Source organism: Exiguobacterium sp. SRB7LM (genome assembly GCF_015712685.1).
Lineage (GTDB): Bacteria > Bacillota > Bacilli > Exiguobacteriales > Exiguobacteriaceae > Exiguobacterium > Exiguobacterium profundum.
Genome location: NZ_VWVR01000006.1, coordinates 2,548,498 through 2,570,065 on the forward strand (window position 1 = coordinate 2,548,498; position 21,568 = coordinate 2,570,065).

General features: G+C 48.5%; 14 protein-coding genes. 6 read left to right on the plus strand and 8 right to left on the minus strand.

Annotation, left to right across the window (positions count from 1 at the left end):
• Window positions 1–54: 54 nt before the first annotated feature.
• On the minus strand, window positions 55–1,428 hold the full coding sequence (locus F3H97_RS13860; RefSeq protein ID WP_047795768.1) for a YjiH family protein: 1,374 nt from the start codon (window positions 1,426–1,428) through the stop codon (window positions 55–57).
• A 261-nt stretch (window positions 1,429–1,689) separates the two neighbouring features.
• Here F3H97_RS13860 and F3H97_RS13865 point away from each other — a divergent pair, with 261 nt between their 5' ends.
• From F3H97_RS13865 to F3H97_RS13885, 5 genes are all read left to right on the plus strand, one after another.
• Window positions 1,690–2,682: an LLM class flavin-dependent oxidoreductase gene (locus F3H97_RS13865; RefSeq protein WP_074035150.1), complete on the plus strand. Its 993-nt coding sequence runs from the start codon at window positions 1,690–1,692 to the stop codon at window positions 2,680–2,682.
• 138 nt (window positions 2,683–2,820) lie between these two features.
• A complete protein-coding gene (locus tag F3H97_RS13870; RefSeq protein WP_196431695.1) occupies window positions 2,821–5,991 on the plus strand; it encodes an EAL domain-containing protein in 3,171 nt (1,056 codons plus the stop codon).
• Between the two features lie 2 nt (window positions 5,992–5,993).
• Window positions 5,994–6,749, plus strand: coding sequence for a P-loop NTPase family protein (locus F3H97_RS13875; RefSeq protein ID WP_196431696.1), 756 nt, complete (start codon window positions 5,994–5,996; stop codon window positions 6,747–6,749).
• Complete coding sequence (locus F3H97_RS13880) at window positions 6,737–7,594, plus strand: MBL fold metallo-hydrolase (protein ID WP_196431697.1); 858 nt, start codon at window positions 6,737–6,739, stop codon at window positions 7,592–7,594. Before F3H97_RS13875 ends, F3H97_RS13880 begins: the two co-directional genes overlap by 13 nt.
• Window positions 7,591–8,025 (plus strand): GNAT family N-acetyltransferase, encoded by a 435-nt coding sequence (locus tag F3H97_RS13885; protein ID WP_196431698.1) that lies wholly within the window; start codon window positions 7,591–7,593, stop codon window positions 8,023–8,025. The genes F3H97_RS13880 and F3H97_RS13885 overlap by 4 nt, the downstream gene beginning before the upstream one ends.
• 22 nt (window positions 8,026–8,047) lie before the next feature.
• On the opposite strand, the gene guaC is transcribed toward F3H97_RS13885, so the two are convergent.
• The 7 genes from guaC to F3H97_RS13920 all read right to left on the minus strand — a co-directional run bounded on the left by guaC (window position 8,048) and on the right by F3H97_RS13920 (window position 20,394).
• Entirely contained in the window at window positions 8,048–9,031 is a 984-nt protein-coding gene (gene guaC, locus F3H97_RS13890) for a GMP reductase (protein ID WP_196431699.1), read from the minus strand.
• Window positions 9,032–9,230: 199 nt separating this feature from the next.
• Window positions 9,231–11,291: a PAS domain S-box protein gene (locus F3H97_RS13895; RefSeq protein WP_196431700.1), complete on the minus strand. Its 2,061-nt coding sequence runs from the start codon at window positions 11,289–11,291 to the stop codon at window positions 9,231–9,233.
• Between the two features lie 112 nt (window positions 11,292–11,403).
• Window positions 11,404–12,588, minus strand: coding sequence for an MFS transporter (locus F3H97_RS13900; protein ID WP_074037854.1), 1,185 nt, complete (start codon window positions 12,586–12,588; stop codon window positions 11,404–11,406).
• Between the two features lie 163 nt (window positions 12,589–12,751).
• The gene (locus F3H97_RS13905) at window positions 12,752–14,761 is read right to left on the minus strand and encodes a catalase (RefSeq protein WP_196431701.1); all 2,010 of its coding nucleotides are present in this window, start codon (window positions 14,759–14,761) and stop codon (window positions 12,752–12,754) included.
• A 123-nt stretch (window positions 14,762–14,884) separates the two neighbouring features.
• Window positions 14,885–15,538, minus strand: coding sequence for a hypothetical protein (locus F3H97_RS13910; protein ID WP_196431702.1), 654 nt, complete (start codon window positions 15,536–15,538; stop codon window positions 14,885–14,887).
• A gap of 48 nt (window positions 15,539–15,586) precedes the next feature.
• Window positions 15,587–16,789, minus strand: coding sequence for an NAD(P)/FAD-dependent oxidoreductase (locus tag F3H97_RS13915; protein ID WP_196431703.1), 1,203 nt, complete (start codon window positions 16,787–16,789; stop codon window positions 15,587–15,589).
• Window positions 16,790–16,887: 98 nt separating this feature from the next.
• The gene (locus F3H97_RS13920) at window positions 16,888–20,394 is read right to left on the minus strand and encodes a lamin tail domain-containing protein (RefSeq protein WP_196431704.1); all 3,507 of its coding nucleotides are present in this window, start codon (window positions 20,392–20,394) and stop codon (window positions 16,888–16,890) included.
• A gap of 372 nt (window positions 20,395–20,766) precedes the next feature.
• Between F3H97_RS13920 and F3H97_RS13925 the strand changes: the two genes are divergently transcribed.
• On the plus strand, window positions 20,767–21,528 hold the full coding sequence (locus F3H97_RS13925; protein ID WP_196431705.1) for an alpha/beta hydrolase: 762 nt from the start codon (window positions 20,767–20,769) through the stop codon (window positions 21,526–21,528).
• Window positions 21,529–21,568 lie beyond the last annotated feature (40 nt).

Genomic DNA, 21,568 nt, shown 5'->3' on the forward strand with positions numbered 1-21,568 from the left:
TTTTAGTATACAAAGGACGCCCCATCTCATAAAAGAGAAAGGGCGTCGTTTTCGTTAAAACACAAGATGTGCGATGCCGACGATGATCGGAAGGGTGATGAAGGTACGTAACAAGAAAATCAAGACGAGGTCGAGGAATGAGATCGGTAGTTTCGAACCGAGCAACAAGCCCCCGACTTCTGACATATAGATGAGCTGGGTAACCGACAATGTAGCGATGACAAACCGTGTCAACTCACTCTCGATGCCGCTTCCGAGAACGGCCGGCAAGAACATGTCGGCGAACCCGACGACCATCGTCTGAGCGGCTTCCGATGCCTCAGGCACTTGAAGGAGCATCAAGATCGGCTCGAACGGCTTCCCAAGGATAGTGAAGAACGGCGTGTATTCTGCGATGACGACCGCAATCGTCCCGACCGCCATGACGACAGGGAGGACGCCAATCCACATATCGAGAACGTTTTTGAAGCCGTCTTTGAGTGTCTCTAGGAAACTTTTACTCGAACGTGACTTTTGTAACGCCTGAATTAACGCCCACTTACCGAGTGACACGTTCGCGGGTACTTCTTCTTCCGGTTTGAGCTCGGTCTTCTCATAAGCCGTGTCTGCCTTTTTAGATAATGGATAAATCCGTGGCATGATGAGAGCGGCGACTAGTCCGGATAAGACGATGGCCCCGTAGTAAGGCAAGAAGTATTGGTCGAGTTCGACATACTGTAAGACGACGATGGTGAAGGTGATGGAGACGACGGAGAATGTCGTCGCAATGATCGACGCTTCCCGTTTCGTGTAATAACCTTCCTCGTACTGTTTTGTCGTCAGTAGAATCCCGATCGTCGCATCCCCGACCCATGAGGCGAGCGAGTCAAGTGAGGCGCGCCCTGGCAAGCGGAAGAGCGGACGCATGATCTTCATCAAGAACGTCCCGACGAACTCGAGAAGTCCAAAGTTCAATAAGAGCGGTAACAACATACCGGCAAAGAAGAATGTCGCAAATAAGATTGGAATCAAATCAAAGAGCAATAAGCCCCCTGTAAATTCTGACGTGATCATCTCTGGTCCGAGTGTGAGTAGCGTCATGACCCCGGCGATGAAACCGATCACGCGCATGACGAACCAAAACGGTGTCACGCTAAACAGTGCGTTGATGGATGGTCGCTCCATCATAAAAGCAGGACGTGCCGTAAAGAGTAATAATGAGCCGACAATCGAAATCCCCATCATGATGACGGCGAGTGTCGGGACGAAATCCCCAATCCAGTCAATCAGCAGATTGGATAAGAAGGCGACTGGAATCGTGAAGCCTTCCTCTGATGAGATTGGTACGATGAAAAACATGATCCCGATGAGTGATGGAATCAAGAACTTAAAGAAGTCTCGACTCGAAAAAGAAGGTTTCTTTCCGTCTGGTGTTGATGAACCATTCATGATGCATTCCCCATTTCCCCGAAGTGATTGTGCTGTCTATGTATCCCCATTACACATCCAGCCGCTATTGAAACGTATTTCTTTCTTAGTATAGAAAATATGACCAGGTGCTATCAACAACATGCGGAAATTTTCTGAAAAATACAAGGATAAACACTAGGCAAAACATTCGTATTCCATCAAACCATTTAGTATGATGACGGCGAGTCCAACAAATTCAAGATATTTAGAAACTTCATTATAGAGATAGGAGAATGCATGATGAGATTGAGTGTGTTAGACCAGGCGCCGGTCACGTCGGGTCATACAGGAGAACATGCGCTGAACAGCGCGGTCGAGCTCGCACAAGTCGCAGAAGAGTTAGGATATTACCGTATGTGGATGGCGGAGCATCATGGTGGCATGTCGTTCGCCAGCTCGGCTCCAGAGGTCATCACGGCTTATCTGGCAGCTAAGACGAACAAGATTCGTCTCGGGTCCGGCGGCATCATGATGATGCACTACTCGCCACTCAAGATGGCAGAGGTATTCAAGACGCTCAGCGCGCTCGCCCCGGGACGGATCGACTTTGGTGTCGGACGTGCGCCAGGCGGTGATGCGAACGCCATCTATGCGATGTCACAAGGTCAGAAGCCGATGATGGACGGACTTTACGAGAAACTCGATACGACGCTTCAATTGATTAAAGATGAGGCACCGGAGGAAAGATGGTATAAAAATACACCGGCTGCTCCGACTGGTGTCAGCCTTCCAGAAGCCTGGTTACTCGGTTCGAGTGGGAACAGCGCCGTGCAGGCCGGACGGATGGGGCTCGGCTATTCGTTTGCCCAGTTCTTTAACGGACAATTGAGTGCCGATACGCTCGACACATACCGTCACCATTTCACGCCGTCTGATTTCATGGAGAAACCGGACATCAGCGTCACGTATTTGGTCACGACGGCAGAGACGGAAGAAGAGGCCGAATATTTGGCCCGACCTTCTGATCTGTCGCGTCTCTTCTTGATGCGTGGTCAATTGAGACAGTTGTTGAGTCCAGAAGCGGCTCATGATTATCCGCTCACGGAGGTCGATAAAATTCATATCGCCAACAACCGAGCCATCCACCTCGTAGGGACGCCGAAACAAATTGCGGAACAGTTACGGGATGAATCGGAACGTTACGGTTTCGATGAGGCGATGATTTGTAGCATCCAGCATAAGCAGGAAGATCGCCTGAACGTCTATCGTCTCTTGGCGAATGAATTGCTTTAACCTGAAGAGCACCTTCTCAAGTATGAGAGGGTGTTTTTTTATAAGAGAAAAACGTTTCCCCATTTTTTCAAAGGTTTTCTCCATAGTTTGAGCGAAACCAACTACACTATAAGAAAAAGGAACGGGTGGAGGGATACGATGCAACGGATGAAAGGCGACCCATATTATCTATTCGAGCTGTTCACACGCTTGTATCGAATGGTATTTCTAATGGAAGTGACAGAAGCAGGCTATCGTTACGTAAATGTGAGCGAACAGGGGAAGGTGGCCTCTTCGCTTCCAAGTGATGTAGAAGGGCGGTATTTACATGAGATGTATCGCTCGGAAGTGGTCGAGGAATTGATTGAACATTATGATGCGGTCGTTGAGACAGGGGAGCCGGTCTACTTCATGTCGCAAATGAACATCGACTCCAATACGGCCCGATTCGCTTCTTCTATGCTTGTACCGATTGAAGATGAGGATGGACTCGTTCGTTATGTACTCGGTTTGACAACTGATTTATCCGAGGAGGCGGAGATCAAGTTGTTAAAGAGTATCGAGCATATGGACTATTTGACCGGTATGCCAAATCTGATGAAAGTCAAATTGGAGCTCGACCAGTTGTTCGAGCAACATGACACCGAAGAGACGAGCGTCATGCGCCTTCACATCAACCGTTTCAAGATGATGATGTCGCTTCAAGGTGTGGAGCGCTCGAATCAGTTGATTAAAGACATCACACGTCAATTGGCGAATACGCTTCCGAAAGGTTCAATTATCGGTCGAGTAGACGGTGAAGACTTTATCGCGGTGTTACCTCATACTCCAATCCGGTTGGCATACATGTACGCCGAGCATTTGCTTGACGTGATTGCAGATCATTCGTATCAAGTGGCGGAGGCCGAATTCCCGTTATCGAGTTGTATCGGGATTGGTGCCGGTACAGCGGATGCCGACCGTGTCATCATGAACGCCTCCACGGCTCTGTTGGAAGCGCGTCAGACGGGAAATCAAACGATTCGTTTATATGAACACGATGAGTACGTGCAGCGTTACATCGATGAGATGATGATCGAAACGGAACTGGTCAAAGCGTTGAAGCTAGATGAGTTATACATGGTGTATCAACCGAAAGTGTCGATGGACGGTGCGATTCATTTTGAGGCACTCATTCGCTGGGAGAGTCCTGTTCTCGGATTCATTTCACCTGAAACGTTCATTCGTGTGGCTGAACAGTCACTCTTGATCGAAGACGTGACACGATTCGTCATGAATCGGGTATGTCAGGATGTGTCGTCACAACCTGAGCAGTTTGAAGGGCGCCGCGTGGCTGTGAATGTCTCACCGAATTTATTTCATGAACACCATATGAATGAACTGGTTGCGATCATTGCATCGTATGGTCTTGTGCCAGAACAATTTGAGTTTGAGGTGACCGAGCACACGTTGATGCATGAACCGGTAGCGGCGATCAAAACGGTCGAATCGCTCAAACAACAAGGATTTCGACTGTTGATTGATGACTTTGGGGTCAGTTATTCCTCGTTGAATTATTTGAAGTTGTTCGAGATTGATGGAATCAAGATCGACCGGTCGTTCGTCGCGCAACTCGATCAGGAGAGCGGCATGAAAGAGTATGAAATCGTCAAACTGATTGTCTCGTTGGCCAAAAAGCTAGAGTTAGAGGTGACGGCTGAAGGTGTGGAGACGGAAGAACAATATCGGATCTTACGTCAGCTCGGCTGCGATGAGATTCAAGGGTATTTCTTCAGTCGTCCGATGCCGCTCGCGGATTTAGAAGAGGCGCTCGGAATCTTGTATTCCCATCAGATGATGTTATCGAAGATCGAGCAGCCTGCGCAGTTGTTGCATCCTTCTCTAGATGAGCGTGAATTGCAACGACTCAAAGCGATATTACGATTGGAAATTTTAAATACGCCACAAGAGGAACGATTTGACCGGATCTCCCGATTGGTCGCACAAACCTTTCAGATGCCAATCGCATTCATTTCGATCATGACGACAGACCAACAGTGGTTCAAATCGTGTATCGGTATCGAGCTCGAATCCGCTCACCTCAAACGGGAATGGACGTTATGTAATCGGGTTGTCACATCAGAGTCTCCGCTGGTGATTGAAGATGTTGCGGCAGCAGCGATTGAAAGTGACAGTCCTTGGATTGACCGAATCGGATTTTATGCAGGTGTACCGTTGCGGACGAAGCAAGGTCACGTCATCGGCACACTTTGCGTAGTGGATGGGCAGGCGAGAACGTTCTCAGAAGAAAACTTGAAGGCGCTCGAATCGTTTACGCATTGGGTCATGACAGAGATCGAGCACACGGAAGTCTCGAGAAGACAAATCACTCGACAACAATCAATCGAAGCATTGTATGAAGCGACGGCATTGCGTGTACCGTTCCAAGATCAATTGGCCCGGGTTCAAGAAATTTTATTGGAATGGGTCGGTTACTCCCACGGGGTCATCTTCTCGATTGAACCTTCGCATCGTCTTCTAGTAGAGCATGGGGTCTCTCGTTTGACTTGGGGGGAAGAAGAACTGCATTCCCTACATCAACTGACAACGGTCGGCGCGCAAACGCTTCAGGAAGGTGATCTGATTGTAGACGGTATCGAATTCACGAGGCTTGTCAGTTTTCCTTTGACGCATGCGCATCAAGTGTTTGGCTGGGTCGTTCTTCTCGCGGAGCAAGGCAACTTGAATGATCATCTTGATGAGGAAACGTTGCAAGAGTTGACTGGAACGGTACGGTTGCTTGCACGATGGATGGAGAACGGGATTCGAAAGGAACGGAAACAACGCGAGATGATTCGAATCGCAAAACAAGATCAGCTGACCAAACTGTATAATCGTCATACGCTCACGACCGATTTATACAAAAAGATGCACCGGACGCCATCGATTACATTGATACTCATCAATCTAGACGATTTTAAAAGAATCAACGATCAGTACGGTCACATGATAGGGGATGAAGTGTTAATTGAAATCGCACAACGATTAAATGAATTCGTCCAACATGTTGGTGGTCAAGTCTACCGTTTTTCAGACGATGAATTCATGTTGATACAAACGGGTCCACTGAGTGGGATTGAACAGCTCAATGAAGTTATTTCCCAGAGAATAGACGCGTCGAATGGTGAAGTCATTCATCTTACGGCAAGTGTTGGCGTCACCCTAGTCAAGTCGACCGACACCGTCGATTCGATTCTTCAACAAGCAGATGCCGCGATGTATATTGCAAAGAACAATGGAGGAGACCAGTGGTTCCAATATGGTGGATACTCAGATGACAAGGGGATTTAAGTATGGGGAGATTATGGCTGATTGAAGGATTGCCAGGAAGCGGAAAGTCTACATTTGCCGAGAGGCTACGAGATAAACGGAATGGCAAGTTCTATTCGGAAGTGGATGTGTCACACCCCGTGGATATGCATGATGTCTATTGGGTCGAGGAGAAACCATCAACTGGTCGTATTCTTGATGAAATCGAGGGGGGATGGCTCGTCCGTTATGATGATGGTGATGAACGTGCCGGAACGGACATCTACGAGTTGCCTTTCGCTCTTCACACACGGATCATGTGCGAACGCTGGCGGCGGTATGTTCAAAAGGTAGAGCGGGAAGAACAGGACGTCATCTTTGAATGTGCGTTGCTCCAAAATCCTTTCACGATTGGAATGGTTTCTCAAGACGTTCCGTTAGCGGATATGGAAGCATACGTTCAAGAAGTCGCGGACATCCTAAAACCGATTGATCCGATGGTCGTTTATTTGGCGTTGAATGACGTCGCACGCATTTTTCCAATCGTATATGATGAACGACCAATAGAATGGCAAGGCGGCTTTGTCGAGTATTATACGAGCGGTGCCTATGGCGTGAACCATAGTCGTGAGGGGGTAGTCGGGACGATTGAAATTTTAGTGGAACGTCAGCGTCGTGAACTCGAACTACTTGAACGACTCCCGCTTCGCCACGTTCAGATTCAAAACGATGAGAGAGGTTCATTCGAAGAATTAACGAATTTATTAGAGGAGGAGTCGATTCGTACATGCAAACCTTAATCAAACATTCGGAACGTTTTTGGTATATGACACCCGTTGACCGTACCGATCGACCAATTCTCGGTGCCGTTATCGGCGATACGCATACGCTGCTCATCGATGCGGGCAATTCCGTTTCGCACGCCTCGTTGTTTTTAGAACAGCTAGAAAAACAAGGCCTACGTGCGCCGTCGATGGTCGCATTGACGCATTGGCATTGGGATCACATCTTCGGTTTACCTGCACTTGAAGGAATAGTCTCCATTGCGAGTGAAGCGACCAAACAGGGGATGGAAAAACTTGTCCCATATGCTTGGGATGATGTCTCTCTCGATGAGCGGGTGGCGGAAGGGATTGAAATCGCATTTTGCGCGGAAGCAATCCGTGAAGAATATGGAGACGCGCGCGATATCAAAATCGTATTACCTACGCTGACGTTTCAAGAATCGCTGACACTCGACCTCGGTGGCGTTCACATCGTGTTACGACATGTCGGAGGAGACCACGCAAAAGATGCGGTTGTCCTTTACGTCGTAGAAGAACGGGTATTATTTTTAGGAGACGCGTTATACGCAGACATCTATTCTCCGACATGGCGAATGACTCCGGAAGAAACCCTGCGGTTGTTGAATGTATTGGAATCGTTTGATGCTAAACAGATTGTCTGGTCACACGGTGAGATGGTGAGTCGTGAATCCTTCGCAGAAGATTGCCTTGCATTAAGACGAATCGCCACCATTTCGAATGATTTCCCAGGAAATACTGATGAAATCACGCATTCGTATGCTTCACTCGTCAATCGGGAGATCACCGAGGAAGAGAACGAGTTGATTACGTTTTTTGTGAACGGGACGGTGGGAAGATGACATACACTATCACGCGGATTCACGCGGAAGACGAGACGTTCCAACAGTTTTTGACCACTCAATTACGTGAGTATAACAACGTTCGTTCGATTCACCATCGTGACATTCGCGAGGCGCACGTGCCGACCATTCAGTTGAAAGTGGAGCAAGAAGGACGGGTAATCGCCGGCTTATATGGGAGTGTGTATTGGGGATGGTTCGATTTGGATCGCCTTTGGGTCGATGCAGACTTTCATGGTCAGGGCATCGGTAGCCAATTGCTTGGAGAAGGGGAGGCGTTAGCGAAGTCGCTCGGTGCGACGCGTGTGAAATTGACGACGTTCTCGTTTCAAGCGAAACCGTTTTATGAGCGATTCGGTTACACGGTAATAGGTGTGCTACCGGACTATCCGCCGGGATCGGATTACTATATGATGATGAAGCAATTATAAAAGGCGACACGAGGTCGCCTTTTTAATACACTTTATCCCCATTGAAGATTGAATTTTTCACCATGACGTAGTCTACGGTGCGCAATGCCTCGAGACTGTCACCACCCGCGTAAGAAATCGCCGATTGGAGGTCTTGCTCCATCTCGGTCAATGTATCTTGTAGTGCCCCTTTGTGTTCGACAAACATCTTTTTCCCCTCGACGTTCTTTCGCTCACCCTTTTGGAACTCAGAAGCAGAACCGAAATACTCTTTCAATTGTTTCCCGTCTTGCTCGAACGTTTCCCCCGGTGATTCATCGTGTCCTGCGAACAATGAACCAATCATGACCATCGAAGCGCCGAAGCGAATCGATTTGGCGATGTCACCGTGAGTACGGATGCCCCCATCCGCGATAATCGGTTTCGTCGCTGCTTTGGCACACCAGCGAAGTGCAGCCAATTGCCAGCCCCCGGTACCAAACCCTGTTTTGATTTTCGTGATACACACTTTACCAGGACCGATTCCAACCTTCGTCGCATCCGCTCCGGCATGCTCTAATTCGCGAACGGCCTCTGGTGTCCCGACGTTCCCCGCGATGACGAATGATCCAGGAAGATGTTGTTTGATATGCTGAATCATTCGGATGACCGCATTCGAATGACCGTGAGCGATATCGATTGTAATAAATTCTGGCGTATGACCGGTCGATTTGAGCATTTCGATAAACCCATACTCTTCTTCCTTCACGCCGACACTGATGGATGCATACAAACCACGCTCATGCATGTCTTGGATAAACGCCAGGCGCGTCTCTGGATTGAAGCGATGCATGATGTAAAAATATCCGTTCTTGGCCAGCATCAATGCGACCTTTTCATCGATAATCGTCTGCATGTTAGCCGGAACGACCGGTAATCGGAACGTGAAGCCACCAAGCTCGACGGTCGGGTCACATTCCGAACGACTGTCGACAATACATTTTGCAGGAATTAATTGAATATCTTCGTAATCAAATACTTTATCCATATATCGCACCCCTATTCACGAACATTAACGTATTGAACAATAAAAAACTTCGCCCATTCGGTAATATAACGTGAATAGAGTTTAAAGTCAAAGGATAACTCAATCAATTTATCTTAAAAATGAATAAAATTGAATGGATTGATGTTTAATGTTCGGATTTATGATTTATTTTCGATGTTTCACGTGAAAAAAGGACCACTTATTGGTGGTCCTTTGCGAGTGCATATTGATTTCGTCCACCTGCTTTGGCTTCATAGAGAGCGAGGTCGGCACGTTTTAGTAACTGTTTGGTCGACAACCCTTTTACAAATCGAGCACCCCCGACACTTGAAGTCGTAATGAACGTATGTTGGTCGATTTCCCATGGGCGCTGTAGTGCTTGAATGATTTTCTCTGCAACCCGATGTAGGGCACAGGGATCGTTGAAGCGAATGAGAACGGCAAACTCATCACCGCCAAGTCTGGCAATCATATCTTGTTTGCGAAGCACGGATGTCAATCGACGAGCGAGTTGTCGCAAGAGCTCATCGCCCACATCATGACCGAACGTGTCGTTGATTTGTTTGAATCGGTCAACGTCAAGAGCGAGGACGGCCAATTCACCTTGCTCGAATTCGGTTCGATCGATCGCTTCCTCGAGGTAAGCGAGGAAGAAACGACGGTTCGGTAAATCGGTCAGCGAGTCGTGATACGCCAAATGCTTCAGTTGCTTCTCTAGTGCTTTTCGCTGCATGATTTCTCGGCTGACCGTCAAATAGTGTAGGAGAAGTCCGGATTCATCATAGATGGCCTGAATTTTCGTTTCGAGCCAAATCCAGCGCTGGTCAGCATGGAAATGACGAAACTCAAGGGTCAAGGAGATGTCTTCTTCCTTCATTTCTTTCAACTGCTCCCGGACGATCTGGATGTCGTCCGGATGGATATAGTCGAGCGTATTCTTCCCTTCGTAATATCCGGCCGCAAAGCCGAGTACGGTACGGTGAGAAGGGGAAGCATAACGAACAGTACCATCCCGTTCTAGTATGCAGACGAGGTCACTCATGTTTTCTGTGATCAATCGATATTGTAACTCACTCTGTCTTAACGCTTGTTCCATTTCACGTTTCTCCGTGACATCACGCAAAATCGTTAAGACGGCCGTTTCGCCCTCATAATCGATGAGAAGGCTACTGATATCCATCTGGAGCTTGTCTCCACTCGGTGTCATGATGACCATTTCCGTGTCTTGGACGGGGCCTCCGAGTTCGAGAGAGGCAAGTCGTTGACGGGTGGACTGATGATACTCTTCTGCGATGAATGAAAAAATCGATTCACTCTCTAGATAGGTTTCTCCGATTGTGGCGAGTGCCATCGCGTTCGCATATATAATCTGTCCTTCCTGATGCACAATGATGCCTTCCGGAATGGTTTCAATCAACTGACGGTAACGACGTTCGCTTTCGACCGTGGCACGCTCGGCATTTTTCTCTGGCGTCAAATCGATGATGATCGCAAACAGGCCGGTAATGTTACCGCCGACCTCGATTGGAATGTTGAGGACGGTTAAGTCGAGTCGTTCCCCGGATTGATGTTCAGCATAAATGGAATACTTGTGTGGAATCCCAGACAGCGTGAATTGTAACCCTTTCCTGACCCGAGACCGCTCACTCTCGGGAAGCCAATGCAGGAACGGATGATGAAGCATATCTTGTTCCGTATGACCGGTGATGACCGTGACGGCCGGGTTGACGGATTTGATGTTCAAATGATGGTCGAGTACAAAGATGCCATGTGGAGAATAACGTCGTAGCGACTCGTGATGATCTTTTAAGATCGACAATTCGAGTTCGCGACGCTTCCGTTCCGTCACTTCACGAACGACGGAGACGATATGGGTACAGCTCCCCTCATCATTGAAAATCGGAGTCACTTCTGACTCGAAATAATGAAGGGGGAGCGTCAATACATCATCCGCCTCGACCGTATCCGTATAAAAGGAGTCAGCAAGACGGTAGTCTTCGTAGACGACACTCTTTTTTGTACGAATCGCTTCATCGTAATACTGCGTAATAAGTGTAGCGGTCTCGGTCGGGACCAACTCATCGATGGTCTTGCCGACATCCGCATCCGACCAATTGATGGCCCGTTTCCCAGGCTCATTTACGAAGACGTAGCGATATGCTGAACCATCGACTTCCATAAAGAACACATAGTCTGAAATTTTATCGAACGTCCGTAGTAAAATCGATGCGTTGGATTGAAGTGTTTGGTCAGCTTTCATCTCGTCTCCCTCATTTCGTTCATTCTATTTTTTACACGTCATTTTTATCTTACCGCATCATTCGATCAAATGTGTGAACTTTCAAAAAAAGACGGGATGTACGTACACCCCGTCAAGCAGCTTCGTTCAGTTGTTTTTGTTCGTTCCGTCCATTCATGACGTAATACAAGAAAATGGTAAAGAGAACGACGCCTGAAAGAATCAAATAAAGTGTCGAGAAGCCCGTCAATGGAATCAACAACCCGATGAAATAAGGACCAAACCCTAGACCGGCATCAAGTGCGATGAAGAAGGTCGATGTCGCCATCCCCATTCGGTGGGGTGGAGAGGCCTTGACGGCGATTGCTTGAGTCCCGGATTGTATATTCCCGAAGCCTAATCCGATTAACGCACCGGCAAGTAGAAGCATCCAACCGCTGTTCGCCTGGCTGAGCACGAGCAGTCCAATCGCGAAGATGGCGATTGCCGGATACATGACGACGTTCGCTCCACGCGCGTCCATCAACTTTCCTGTGATCGGTCGTGATAATAGGACTGCGACCGAATAGACGAGGAAGAAGATGCTCGCCGCCTCGATCAAGTCGAGTTCACTCGCATAGAAGTTGATATAGGACAAGACACTCGAGTAGCTTAGTGCGGCCATCCCGATAATCAAGGCGATCGGTAGCGCTTTTGGTTCGACGAACGATTTTAAAGAGAATCCACGTACGACTTCAGGTGCGTCGACCTCAGGCACATTCACAAAGAACGTGCTCGCCAAACTGATGACCCCGATCACAAAGCAAAGAGCGAAGATGACGGTGAAGCTCGTGTGTTGGCTGAGAAGTAATCCGACGAAGGGCCCGATGGCTGTCGCCAGAGTAGAACTCATGCTGTAGTAACCGATCCCTTCACCTTTTCGTGTTGCAGGAATGACTTGCGCGACGATAGTTCCAGTTGCCGTACTCGACAATCCCATCCCGAGCCCGTGTACGAACCGTGTCAGCAATAAGAAACCGACACCCCAATGGACGAAGTACAATAAAATCGTGGCGGTGAAAAAGACGAGCCCGATATAAAGTGTCTTCTTCCGACCGATCGAATCGATCAGTCGACCGATGAACAAGCGCCCGGTCAGCGTCCCGATGATGAAGATGCCGGTGACGAGTCCCGCTTGACTCGTGGTCGCCCCGTACGACTCGACGGCGTGCACCCCGATGGTGACCATCAATAAGAAAAAGATGAGCGTCAGGAAGAAGTTGATGAGCGAGATGATTAAAAAGTCTCTCGTCCAAAGTTTTTGAATAGGTTGTTGCATCATACGTGACGTCTCCTTTTCTTCAAATTCGAATAGTTAATAAACATAACTAAAAGAGTATACCAAATCAAATTAAGATTGTCTGAGATGATGCACTACATGCAGTGAATGGCAGACATGAAAAAAACTCGACTCGGGAATCGAGTCGAGTCAAGTAATATCGTTAGGCACGGTCCCAGAAGCGGGCAGTCGCAATCCCATCGATGAACGCATTGAATCCATTGAGGTTATGCTCGTCAAACGTGAAGACACCAGGTTGGTCTTGCTTCACGCGGCATGTGGCGAGTGCCTCTTTATGGTGTACGTGTAGAGCGAGCGGTTTATAGTGCTTATACGTGTTCTCGATAAATTCGAGCACATCATCCTCGACGGTCGTCGCGGTACTCACTAAGAATGCGGCATCGAAAAGACTCGAGTCGACCGTATCGTATGTCTCCTTCACTTTCAGGTCACCAAGCATATACGCTTTCTTGCCGACGAGGCTGTAGTTGACGTTGTGGTCGGCGAGCGTCTGTACCCATTGCTTCACCTGGTTCGCATCCACGTCACCAGCGAGGAGAAGGGCGACGCTCTTCGTATCGGGCTTTTTGATTGTGTTCGCCATCGAGAGAGCAGGGGACGTCTTATCTGACTGGACCTCATTGTTCTCTTCTGGCACATGTACCCCTAAGTTGTCGGCGACGACTTCAGCGAGATGACGATCGATACGGTTCAATAAATCGACGGCGTTCTCTTTCACCATGTCCGACTCACATTTTCCGAGCTCAAAACTGCAGGCATCTTGGATGTGTTGTTTTTCGACATCGGTCATGCTGTTATAGAAGAGTTTCGCCTGTGAATAGAAATCAAGGAAGCTGTCGCTACGTCCCCGAATCTTATGTCCATCGATTTTCTCTTGATAGTGCTCAAATCCACCTTGATCGGCTGGCACAGGTTCCGGCTGATTATTGTTGAGCGCATTTTTATGGTAGCTCGTCTGACCTTTGTGGACGGCCATTTGATGCATCCCGTCCCGCTGGTTGTTGTGGAAAGGACAGACGGGCTTGTTGATTGGGATCTGGTGGAAGTTTGGTCCACCGAGACGTGAAAGCTGCGTGTCCGTATACGAGAACAGACGACCTTGTAAGAGCGGATCGTTCGAGAAGTCGATTCCTGGGACGAGATGACCCGGGTGGAAGGCGACTTGTTCGGTTTCCGCGAAAAAGTTGTCGACGTTCCGGTTGAGTGTCATCTTCCCGACGAGTTTCACTGGAATCTCTTCTTCCGGCCACAGTTTGGTCGGGTCTAAGATGTCGAAGTCGTAGTTGAACTCGTCTTCTTCCGGGATCAGCTGCAGGCCGAGCTCCCATTCCGGATAGTCGCCTTTATTGATGGCTTCATACAAGTCGACACGGTGGAAGTCAGCGTTTTTCCCGACTGCCTTTTGGGCTTCGTCCCATACTTGTGAATGAACCCCGAGCTTCGGTTTCCAATGGAATTTGACGAAATGCGCTTTTCCTTCCGCATTTACGAGACGGAACGTATGCACCCCGAATCCTTCCATCATGCGTAGACTACGCGGAATCCCCCGGTCACTCATTGCCCACATGACCATATGGGCTGTTTCATGGTTTTGTCCGACGAAATCCCAAAACGTATCGTGCGCGCTTCCCCCTTGCGGCACTTCCGTATGTGGTTCAGGCTTCACGGCATGAACGAGGTCAGGGAACTTGATGGCATCTTGGATAAAGAAGACCGGAATGTTGTTTCCGACTAAATCATAGTTCCCTTCGTCTGTATAGAACTTCGTCGCAAAACCACGGACGTCACGTACCGTATCCGCGGACCCGCGTGAGCCTTGGACGGTCGAGAAACGGACGAATACCGGTGTCGTCTTCGAAGGGTCATTCAAGAAATCCGCTTTTGTGAACTCGGCGAGCGGTTCATACACCTGGAACTCCCCGTGTGCCCCGACGCCGCGCGCGTGGACGATTCGTTCCGGAATCCGTTCATGGTCGAAGTGGGTCATCTTCTCGCGAAAATGAAAATCCTCGATCAATGTCGGACCACGACGTCCTGCTTTCAGCGAGAATTCGTCTTCCGCCATCTTCAGACCTTGGTTTGTCGTCAAGCCAGCTTGTTGTTCGTTATCAATCGTATGTTGTTTTAACTGCTCTTCTTTCTTGTTCCCCATGTGATTGCCTCCCTTAAGTATGACTGACCGTCGTAAGTCGCGTTTTGACCTACTGTATCGGTGTTCCCTAACGCCAATAAAAAAATCCCTCTTTTTCAAAAAAGAGAGATTTCACACAAATATTTATAACGCGGCCCACACATGTTGTTTCAATACGATTTGTTGTACCGTTTTTGGGTCGAGTTCGTATTTTGTGGCAATGATGCGTGTTACTTTCGCTTTCGCATCGGGGTCGTCAGGATTTTGTTTCGTATATTGATTTTGCCATGACCTCCAAATTTGAATCTCTGCATCGGTCAATTTGGTCGTCCATTCTTTTTCTCGAAGTTGCCAACCGAACATCATCTCGTCTGTTTGACCGGGTTCCACCCAGTCTGCAAGTGCATAGTCGCCTTCCGGAGCGAATACGGCTTCACCAAGTGGCGGTTCCGTCCCGATATAGGCAGCATCATCATAAAATCGTAACAAGGCGGCCTGGAACTGATCAGACTGTTTCACGTCATCGATGACGTCATGGCTGACAGATTGAAGCTCATCCGTACTCGGTTCACCATGTACGACGACATCATATTCGAACCGAGTGATACCGTCTTTTTCAATGGGAGTACGTTCTTCAATCGTATATATTTCCTCGGAAATAGAGGTTTGTTCAGACTTCAACTGCGTTGTAGGGGACGATTCCTGCGGCCAAAACCAGATGGCGAAGCCGAGAGGGACGAGGAATACGGCGAGACGACGTAGTCGGTACACCTTGTTTGATTTTCTTTTTTTCTTCAATCCAAAAACACTCCTTCAATTATGTAACAATCCCCAAAATACCGGGGATTACGTTCGATCTAAACGAACGAGGTCCGCATCGGGATGCGACTGACCACGAACGAGGGCACTTAAAATACGAGAACCAAGCATGCTATACACCGTCCCATTTCCCCCATATCCGAGCAAATAAAACAAGTTCGGTCGATTCGGGTGCTCCCCGATGAACGGGAGTTGGTCCACCGACTCTCCGAACAAGGCGACCCAAGCATAATCGACTTCTAGGTCATACATCGGGAAGAGCTCGGCGATTTTTCCTTTCACCCGTTCCGCCCGGTCGTTCATGAGCGCCTCGTCGTGCGGCGTCTCTGCCTTGTCTTCGTCAAGTCCGCCAGCGATAATCCGCCCGTCCGGAGTCGTGCGTAGATAGAGATATGGTCGTTTCGTCTCCCAAATGAGTGCACGCCCTTCCCATTCGCTGAACTCGGCGATTGGGTTCGTTGCGATGGCGTATGACCGATTCAAATCGATTCGATGGGAGTCGAGTAGGGGAGCCGGTCCATAACCTGTTGCAAAGATGACTTTATTCGCTTTAAATGTTCCGTTTGAGGTGAACACGATCCATCCGTCACCATCAGACACGACCTCATCTACTGATGTCTCTTCAAAAATCGGGACGTGTTGTTTTGATAAATGGCGGATGATTTGACGACTGAGCGTGAGTGGGTTGACCTCGGCATCGCCTTTGGTGATGAGGGCCGCCGGTTTTTCAAATGGGAAGCGTTCACGTAATGCTTCACGATCCAACCACTCCACATCAAAACCATGTTTGGATAGCATCTCATACTCACGTTTCAATTTGGCAACATCGACCTCTTCGCTCGCAAAACAAAGACTGTCCCGTCGGATATATATATCGGAAGCATCGACATCTTTCGCCACCTGGTCGAGTGATTCGACCGCGTCGAGACATAATTGATAGAAGCGTACCGCTGCCGCTTCTCCAATTTTTTCTGCGAGTTCGTGTAACATGATGTCATTTGAATATTGAATTAAACCGGTATTTGCTGATGTGCTTCCTGTACCGACTTTTCGCCCATCGAGCACCGCAAAATCGACTCCATCCTGCTGAAGCGTATAGGCCGTCAACGTTCCAGACATGCCGGCTCCGATGACGAGTACGTCGTAATGCTCTTTTTTGTCAGGTCTTTCTAACACGACATCCTCTGATTCGGTCGTTGGCCAATATAAGTCTCCGTTATACAATTCCATCGGTTTCATCCTCCATGATTCAGTATCTTCCTCTTTATCCCCGCTTCAAGAGAGGTGAAACCAAAAAACCGCAGACGATGTGTCTGCGGCTCAACATGTTATTTCTTGATGATGATTGATGAAGGAGAAGCACCTTTCGTATATGTGATGCGTTGGACATGTTTCGCCCCACGAATCTCAGCAAGGTTTTTCCCGTCAACGATTACTTCTTTTACCGTCGCGCCTTTGAAGTCGATGATGGCACCGGCTTCTTTCGGTTTCACTTGAACGACGACATTTTTCAACGGTTCTCCTGTCAATTCCGTGTATACGCCACGAACGAAGATGCCGTTTTTGAAGTTCGTGCCTTTTCCGATTGTCACGCCGATGTAATCCTCTTGAAGGACGAGGCGAGCAGCTTTATGGTTTTCTACAGTGTAACGCGTCAATTCCACTTCTGGTTCCGGTGTGAAGTCGATTTGTGCAAGTACTGGATCATGGTCACTCGCACGCCCTGACATCTCAGTGAAGTCCGAGTTGACGTGAATCATGTCAATCTTCGTAGAAGCGGCCAAGCGGTTCGAGACGAGGATGTGATCGAGTACTTGTGAGTTCCCTTGATACACATACGAGTAGCGGTCGACAGCAGGAACTTTCTCGACCATGTTCGTCATCAAGTCACCTTTAAAGATTTGGAGCGCATCCGAGAATTCGAAATCGTTGAAGTCACCAAGTGCGACAACATTCGCTTCTGGATTCTTCGTCTTCACGTCTGCGACGAAGTTGTGGACGACTTGTGCGATTTGCTTACGTTGCACTTCACTTCCGAGTACGACCGGTTGTTGTGACCCGAAGAAGCCAGTGTCGCCACCTTTTGAGTTCCAGTGGTTCGCGATCACGATGACGTTCTCGCCTTGGAAGTCGAATTGAGCAGCCAATGGTTTACGTGAACGATCGAACGCTTCGTTCGTCGGATCGATACGTCCCGGATTGTGCGTCAATTTCCCGTCAGCATATCCGACGGCCGTCGTCGCGTCACCGGCAGGCATTCCCTCCGTCAATGACACGCGCTCAGGATCGTACAAGAAGCCGACACGGATGTTGGCATCCGGTGCACCACCGTCTTGGTTGTTCTCTGGGTCGATGTTGACGTATTTATATGTCTTCCCACCGACAGCGACAATGTTATCGATTAAGCGCTGATAGCTCTGGTCAGCGGCAGAACCTGCCCCTTTATCCTGTCCATCGTTGTCCTGTACTTCCGTCACACCGATGATGTCAGGGCTGTTCAATTCGTTGACGAACGCTTTCGCCAGTTTGAGTGCCTTTTCATCTGATGTTTCTTTGATGTTGTTCGAGAAGTTCTCTAAGTTATACGATGCAATTGTTAATTGATCTTCTTCTGCTTCGATGAATGTCTTCTCACGCTGCGCATCACCTTTGACGAAGGCAGCTTTCATGTCTTCAAGTGAGGCTTGAATCTTATAGTTACCGAATGAATAGCCGACGACACCGACGGTCGGTCCGTTGAAGCGGTCGCCCGTCGCGACATCGAAGTCACGCGCTTCTGCATTTGGTTCGAGACGGAACTGAATGCGTTCTGGGTTCGCGTCGTTCTTTTTCAATAAGACACCGCCATTATATGTCTCTGTTGGCGTATCTTCGAGAACTGTGACTAAGTCACCATATTCTTGTGGTCCAACCGATTTCAAGTTGTTCGTTTGAACGCGCATCCCTTCAAGGCTCTCCCAGAAGTCGATGGCATCCTTCTCCGGATTGAAGACGGCGAGGTTATCGCTGTCGATAAACTCAGTCGGAAGGTTTGAGGCATCAATCGTAATTGGAGTCGGAAGTGTCACGCCGCTCGCGACGACTTCAACTTTTCCGTTACGTGTATCGATTTGTGTCATCTTCATATCCGTCTGTTGGCGATCACTATATCCTTCGATTGCGTACTCGCTCACTTTTCCGTTCACTTTTACGAGGTCCCCGACTTGAATGCCAGCAATCGAACGTCCGCCGTAAAGGACAATCCCTTCAGATGTCCGTGCATCGTCATCGGCTTCCGAATCAGGCGTTTGGATGAAGTAATAGGTCGTTCCACTTGAGACGAACGTAGACGTGACGATTCCTTCGACACCTTCAACCGTCTGTCCGTTCATCGGAGTCATATGGTTCGCACCTTGGATGTCGTGAATGCGAATCTTGTCTGTGATCTTATAAGAGAACGTTGAGACGGCGCTGAATGTGTCTCCCGTTTTCACGACCGTCTTCAATGTCGTCGAGTTTTCAATGCGGATTGGGTTTTCGTAACGAAGCCCATTCTCTTTTGGATCAGAGCCGTCGAGCGTATAAAAAATCTCAGCGTCTGCTGTCGTTGTCGAGAGCGTCACGTCTTGTAGACCAACGAATGTACCGGCACCTGGTTTCGCGACAGCCGGCCGAAGAACGGACGTATCGATAACCGTGTCCGCCGGGTCACGAGGGATGATTTGGTACGTATCGTCAAACTGTTGAACGATTCCTGTGATCGATGAATAGTTCACATCCGTCTGTAAATCAAGGATGCCTCGCTCGTCGCGAACGATGAACTCTTTTGTTCCATCCGTCGCCGTCAAGTTCTGACCGCTACCTGTGAGTGTGACATTTTTGACGGTGACGAGTTCTGATTCCACGTCCTCGTTGATTTGTTCCCCTGTCAAGACTTGGGCAGTAGGAAGTGTTGCTGCCTGCTTCGAGACGACGACGGCATTGTTCAATTGAAGAAGCTCACGATATGAACCGACGACCCCTGTCACAACGATCTCATCTCCGACGTTGACGGCAAGAGATGTCGGACGGATAGACAGACCACCTGTCGCGTCTTGAACGGAGATGGTGTTCGCTAATTTAGCCGTGACGACTCCTTTTACGGTGACCGTCTCATTTTCTGCCTTTGTTCGTGCATCAGCAATTGAAATTGGTGTGATTGGTGCAGGAGGCTCCGTTGTGCCGCCATCTCCGTATTCGACGCCTTGGAACGTATGTAACCCGAGATTGTCGAACGTGTCTTGTGGTGTCGATGACCATTCGACAGCCGGATCGAAGGCATCACTGCCATCACTGTCTCCCTTTGCGACCGTGTCTTTACGGATGAGTGATTGGTCAGCAGTCGCAACGGTCGTTCCCCATTTTGTCCCTGGGTCGAAGCCGAGTTGACCGAAGACATCCAGAACCGTGTCTCCTTTTTTCAAGACGATCGTGTCATCCCCGTTGAAGTTCGTCACGGCACTCACCGTATCCGATTTTGTTTTCAATGTGTCCGACGCACTGCCGTTCACAATGACATATGTAGCTCCTGGTGCGAGTGTGCCCGTCAAATTCAATGTATTTCCGGCAGTCGTACCACCGTTTGAATACAGTTCAATTTTGTAAGCGGAAAGGTCGATTGTCGCGTTCGTTCCGTTGAACAACTCGATTGCTTTATTGTTGCTCGATCCTTCTACGTACTCGGAAATGAAGAGGTCTGATGCGTTCAAAGTCTCGGCGTTTACGTTTGCCGCAATCGGCGTCATACTGCTGACGATGAGTCCTGCTGATAAGGCGAGGCCAGTGACTGCCTTAAATGATTGTGTTGGTTTCCCCATGTGTAAGTCTCCCTTAGATGTAATGGTCTAATCCGATTTCCCCAACTCGCGTCGTTATAAATAAGTGAATTTATATCCTCCTTTTTCAAAAAAACGACATGATAGCGCTTACATTACTTTTCTTGTGACGAATCCCTTGAAAAATTATTCGTGTATTGTCAAAAATAACACGTTCATTTCCCAAGTTTTTTACTACATGTTAAACATAACCAAGCAGACGTCAGAACTCAATCCACTAAACACGAAGTTATGATTACATTTTGATTACAAGGTAAATGTAGTCGGAAGAACTTGACGAGTAGCTTGATAACTTTTACACTCTTCTAATACGAATTAATTGTATCGGTTAAGTTGGAATTAAAGGAGGCACTAATGAAAGCAGTCAATTACCCAGTCATTCCTGGAGCAGGCGCATTTTATTATGAAGGAAACGAGATTGGTATTTTGCTTTGTCACGGCTTTAACGGGACACCTCAAAGTGTACAGGACGTCGGAATTGAGTTGATGAAGCAAGGGTTTACGGTGTATGCCCCGCGCTTGAAAGGGCATGGGACACATCCGGAAGACTTTCGATGTTCCACGCATCGATGTTGGTATAAAAGTGTGACGAAAGGAATTGAGCGATTACGCGAGTCGTGTCAGACGGTCATCGTCGTCGGTCAGTCAATGGGTGGGACGTTGGCACTCAAGGCTGCCCTTGATGGGAAGGCGGATGCGATTGTGACAATCAATGCCGCGTTATCGGTACCAGGATATGCGTGTCATGCGTCGGATACCGAGTGTCGATTTATCGACGAAGATGCGCCCGACATCTTGGCAAAAGACGTATATGAGATTGTCTATGACCGTGTGCCTACAAGAGCAATTCGGGAATTGCTTTCGCTGATTGACGAGGTGCGACCGCACGTCGGAGCGGTTGATGTGCCGACATATGTCATTCATTCTGCTGTCGACAACGTAGTACCGCCTTCCGACTCCATCTGGTTGTTCGATCAGTTACAAGGAACAAAAGAATACGCGGTGCTTCCTAACTCGTATCACGTCGCGACGATGGACCATGATTGGAAGCATTTGTCGAAGCTGATCACGACCTTCTGTGAACAGGTTGGGGCGCGCCATCAAAATGCAGTGTAAAACTGCATTTTTTTGTGGACTCATTCTTTGCAAACGCTTG

Bases quoted from the DNA above. Each gene is read 5' to 3' on its own strand.
- F3H97_RS13875 (WP_196431696.1), top strand. From the start codon at position 5,994: ATGGGGAGATTATGGCTGATTGAAGGATTGCCAGGAAGCGGAAAGTCT.
- F3H97_RS13865 (WP_074035150.1), top strand. From the start codon at position 1,690: ATGAGATTGAGTGTGTTAGACCAGGCGCCGGTCACGTCGGGTCATACA.
- F3H97_RS13895 (WP_196431700.1), bottom strand. From the start codon at position 11,291: ATGAAAGCTGACCAAACACTTCAATCCAACGCATCGATTTTACTACGG.
- F3H97_RS13920 (WP_196431704.1), bottom strand. From the start codon at position 20,394: ATGGGGAAACCAACACAATCATTTAAGGCAGTCACTGGCCTCGCCTTA.
- F3H97_RS13860 (WP_047795768.1), bottom strand. From the start codon at position 1,428: ATGAATGGTTCATCAACACCAGACGGAAAGAAACCTTCTTTTTCGAGT.
- F3H97_RS13900 (WP_074037854.1), bottom strand. From the start codon at position 12,588: ATGCAACAACCTATTCAAAAACTTTGGACGAGAGACTTTTTAATCATC.
- F3H97_RS13870 (WP_196431695.1), top strand. From the start codon at position 2,821: ATGCAACGGATGAAAGGCGACCCATATTATCTATTCGAGCTGTTCACA.
- F3H97_RS13905 (WP_196431701.1), bottom strand. From the start codon at position 14,761: ATGGGGAACAAGAAAGAAGAGCAGTTAAAACAACATACGATTGATAAC.
- F3H97_RS13885 (WP_196431698.1), top strand. From the start codon at position 7,591: ATGACATACACTATCACGCGGATTCACGCGGAAGACGAGACGTTCCAA.
- F3H97_RS13915 (WP_196431703.1), bottom strand. From the start codon at position 16,789: ATGGAATTGTATAACGGAGACTTATATTGGCCAACGACCGAATCAGAG.
- guaC (WP_196431699.1), bottom strand. From the start codon at position 9,031: ATGGATAAAGTATTTGATTACGAAGATATTCAATTAATTCCTGCAAAA.
- F3H97_RS13880 (WP_196431697.1), top strand. From the start codon at position 6,737: ATGCAAACCTTAATCAAACATTCGGAACGTTTTTGGTATATGACACCC.
- F3H97_RS13925 (WP_196431705.1), top strand. From the start codon at position 20,767: ATGAAAGCAGTCAATTACCCAGTCATTCCTGGAGCAGGCGCATTTTAT.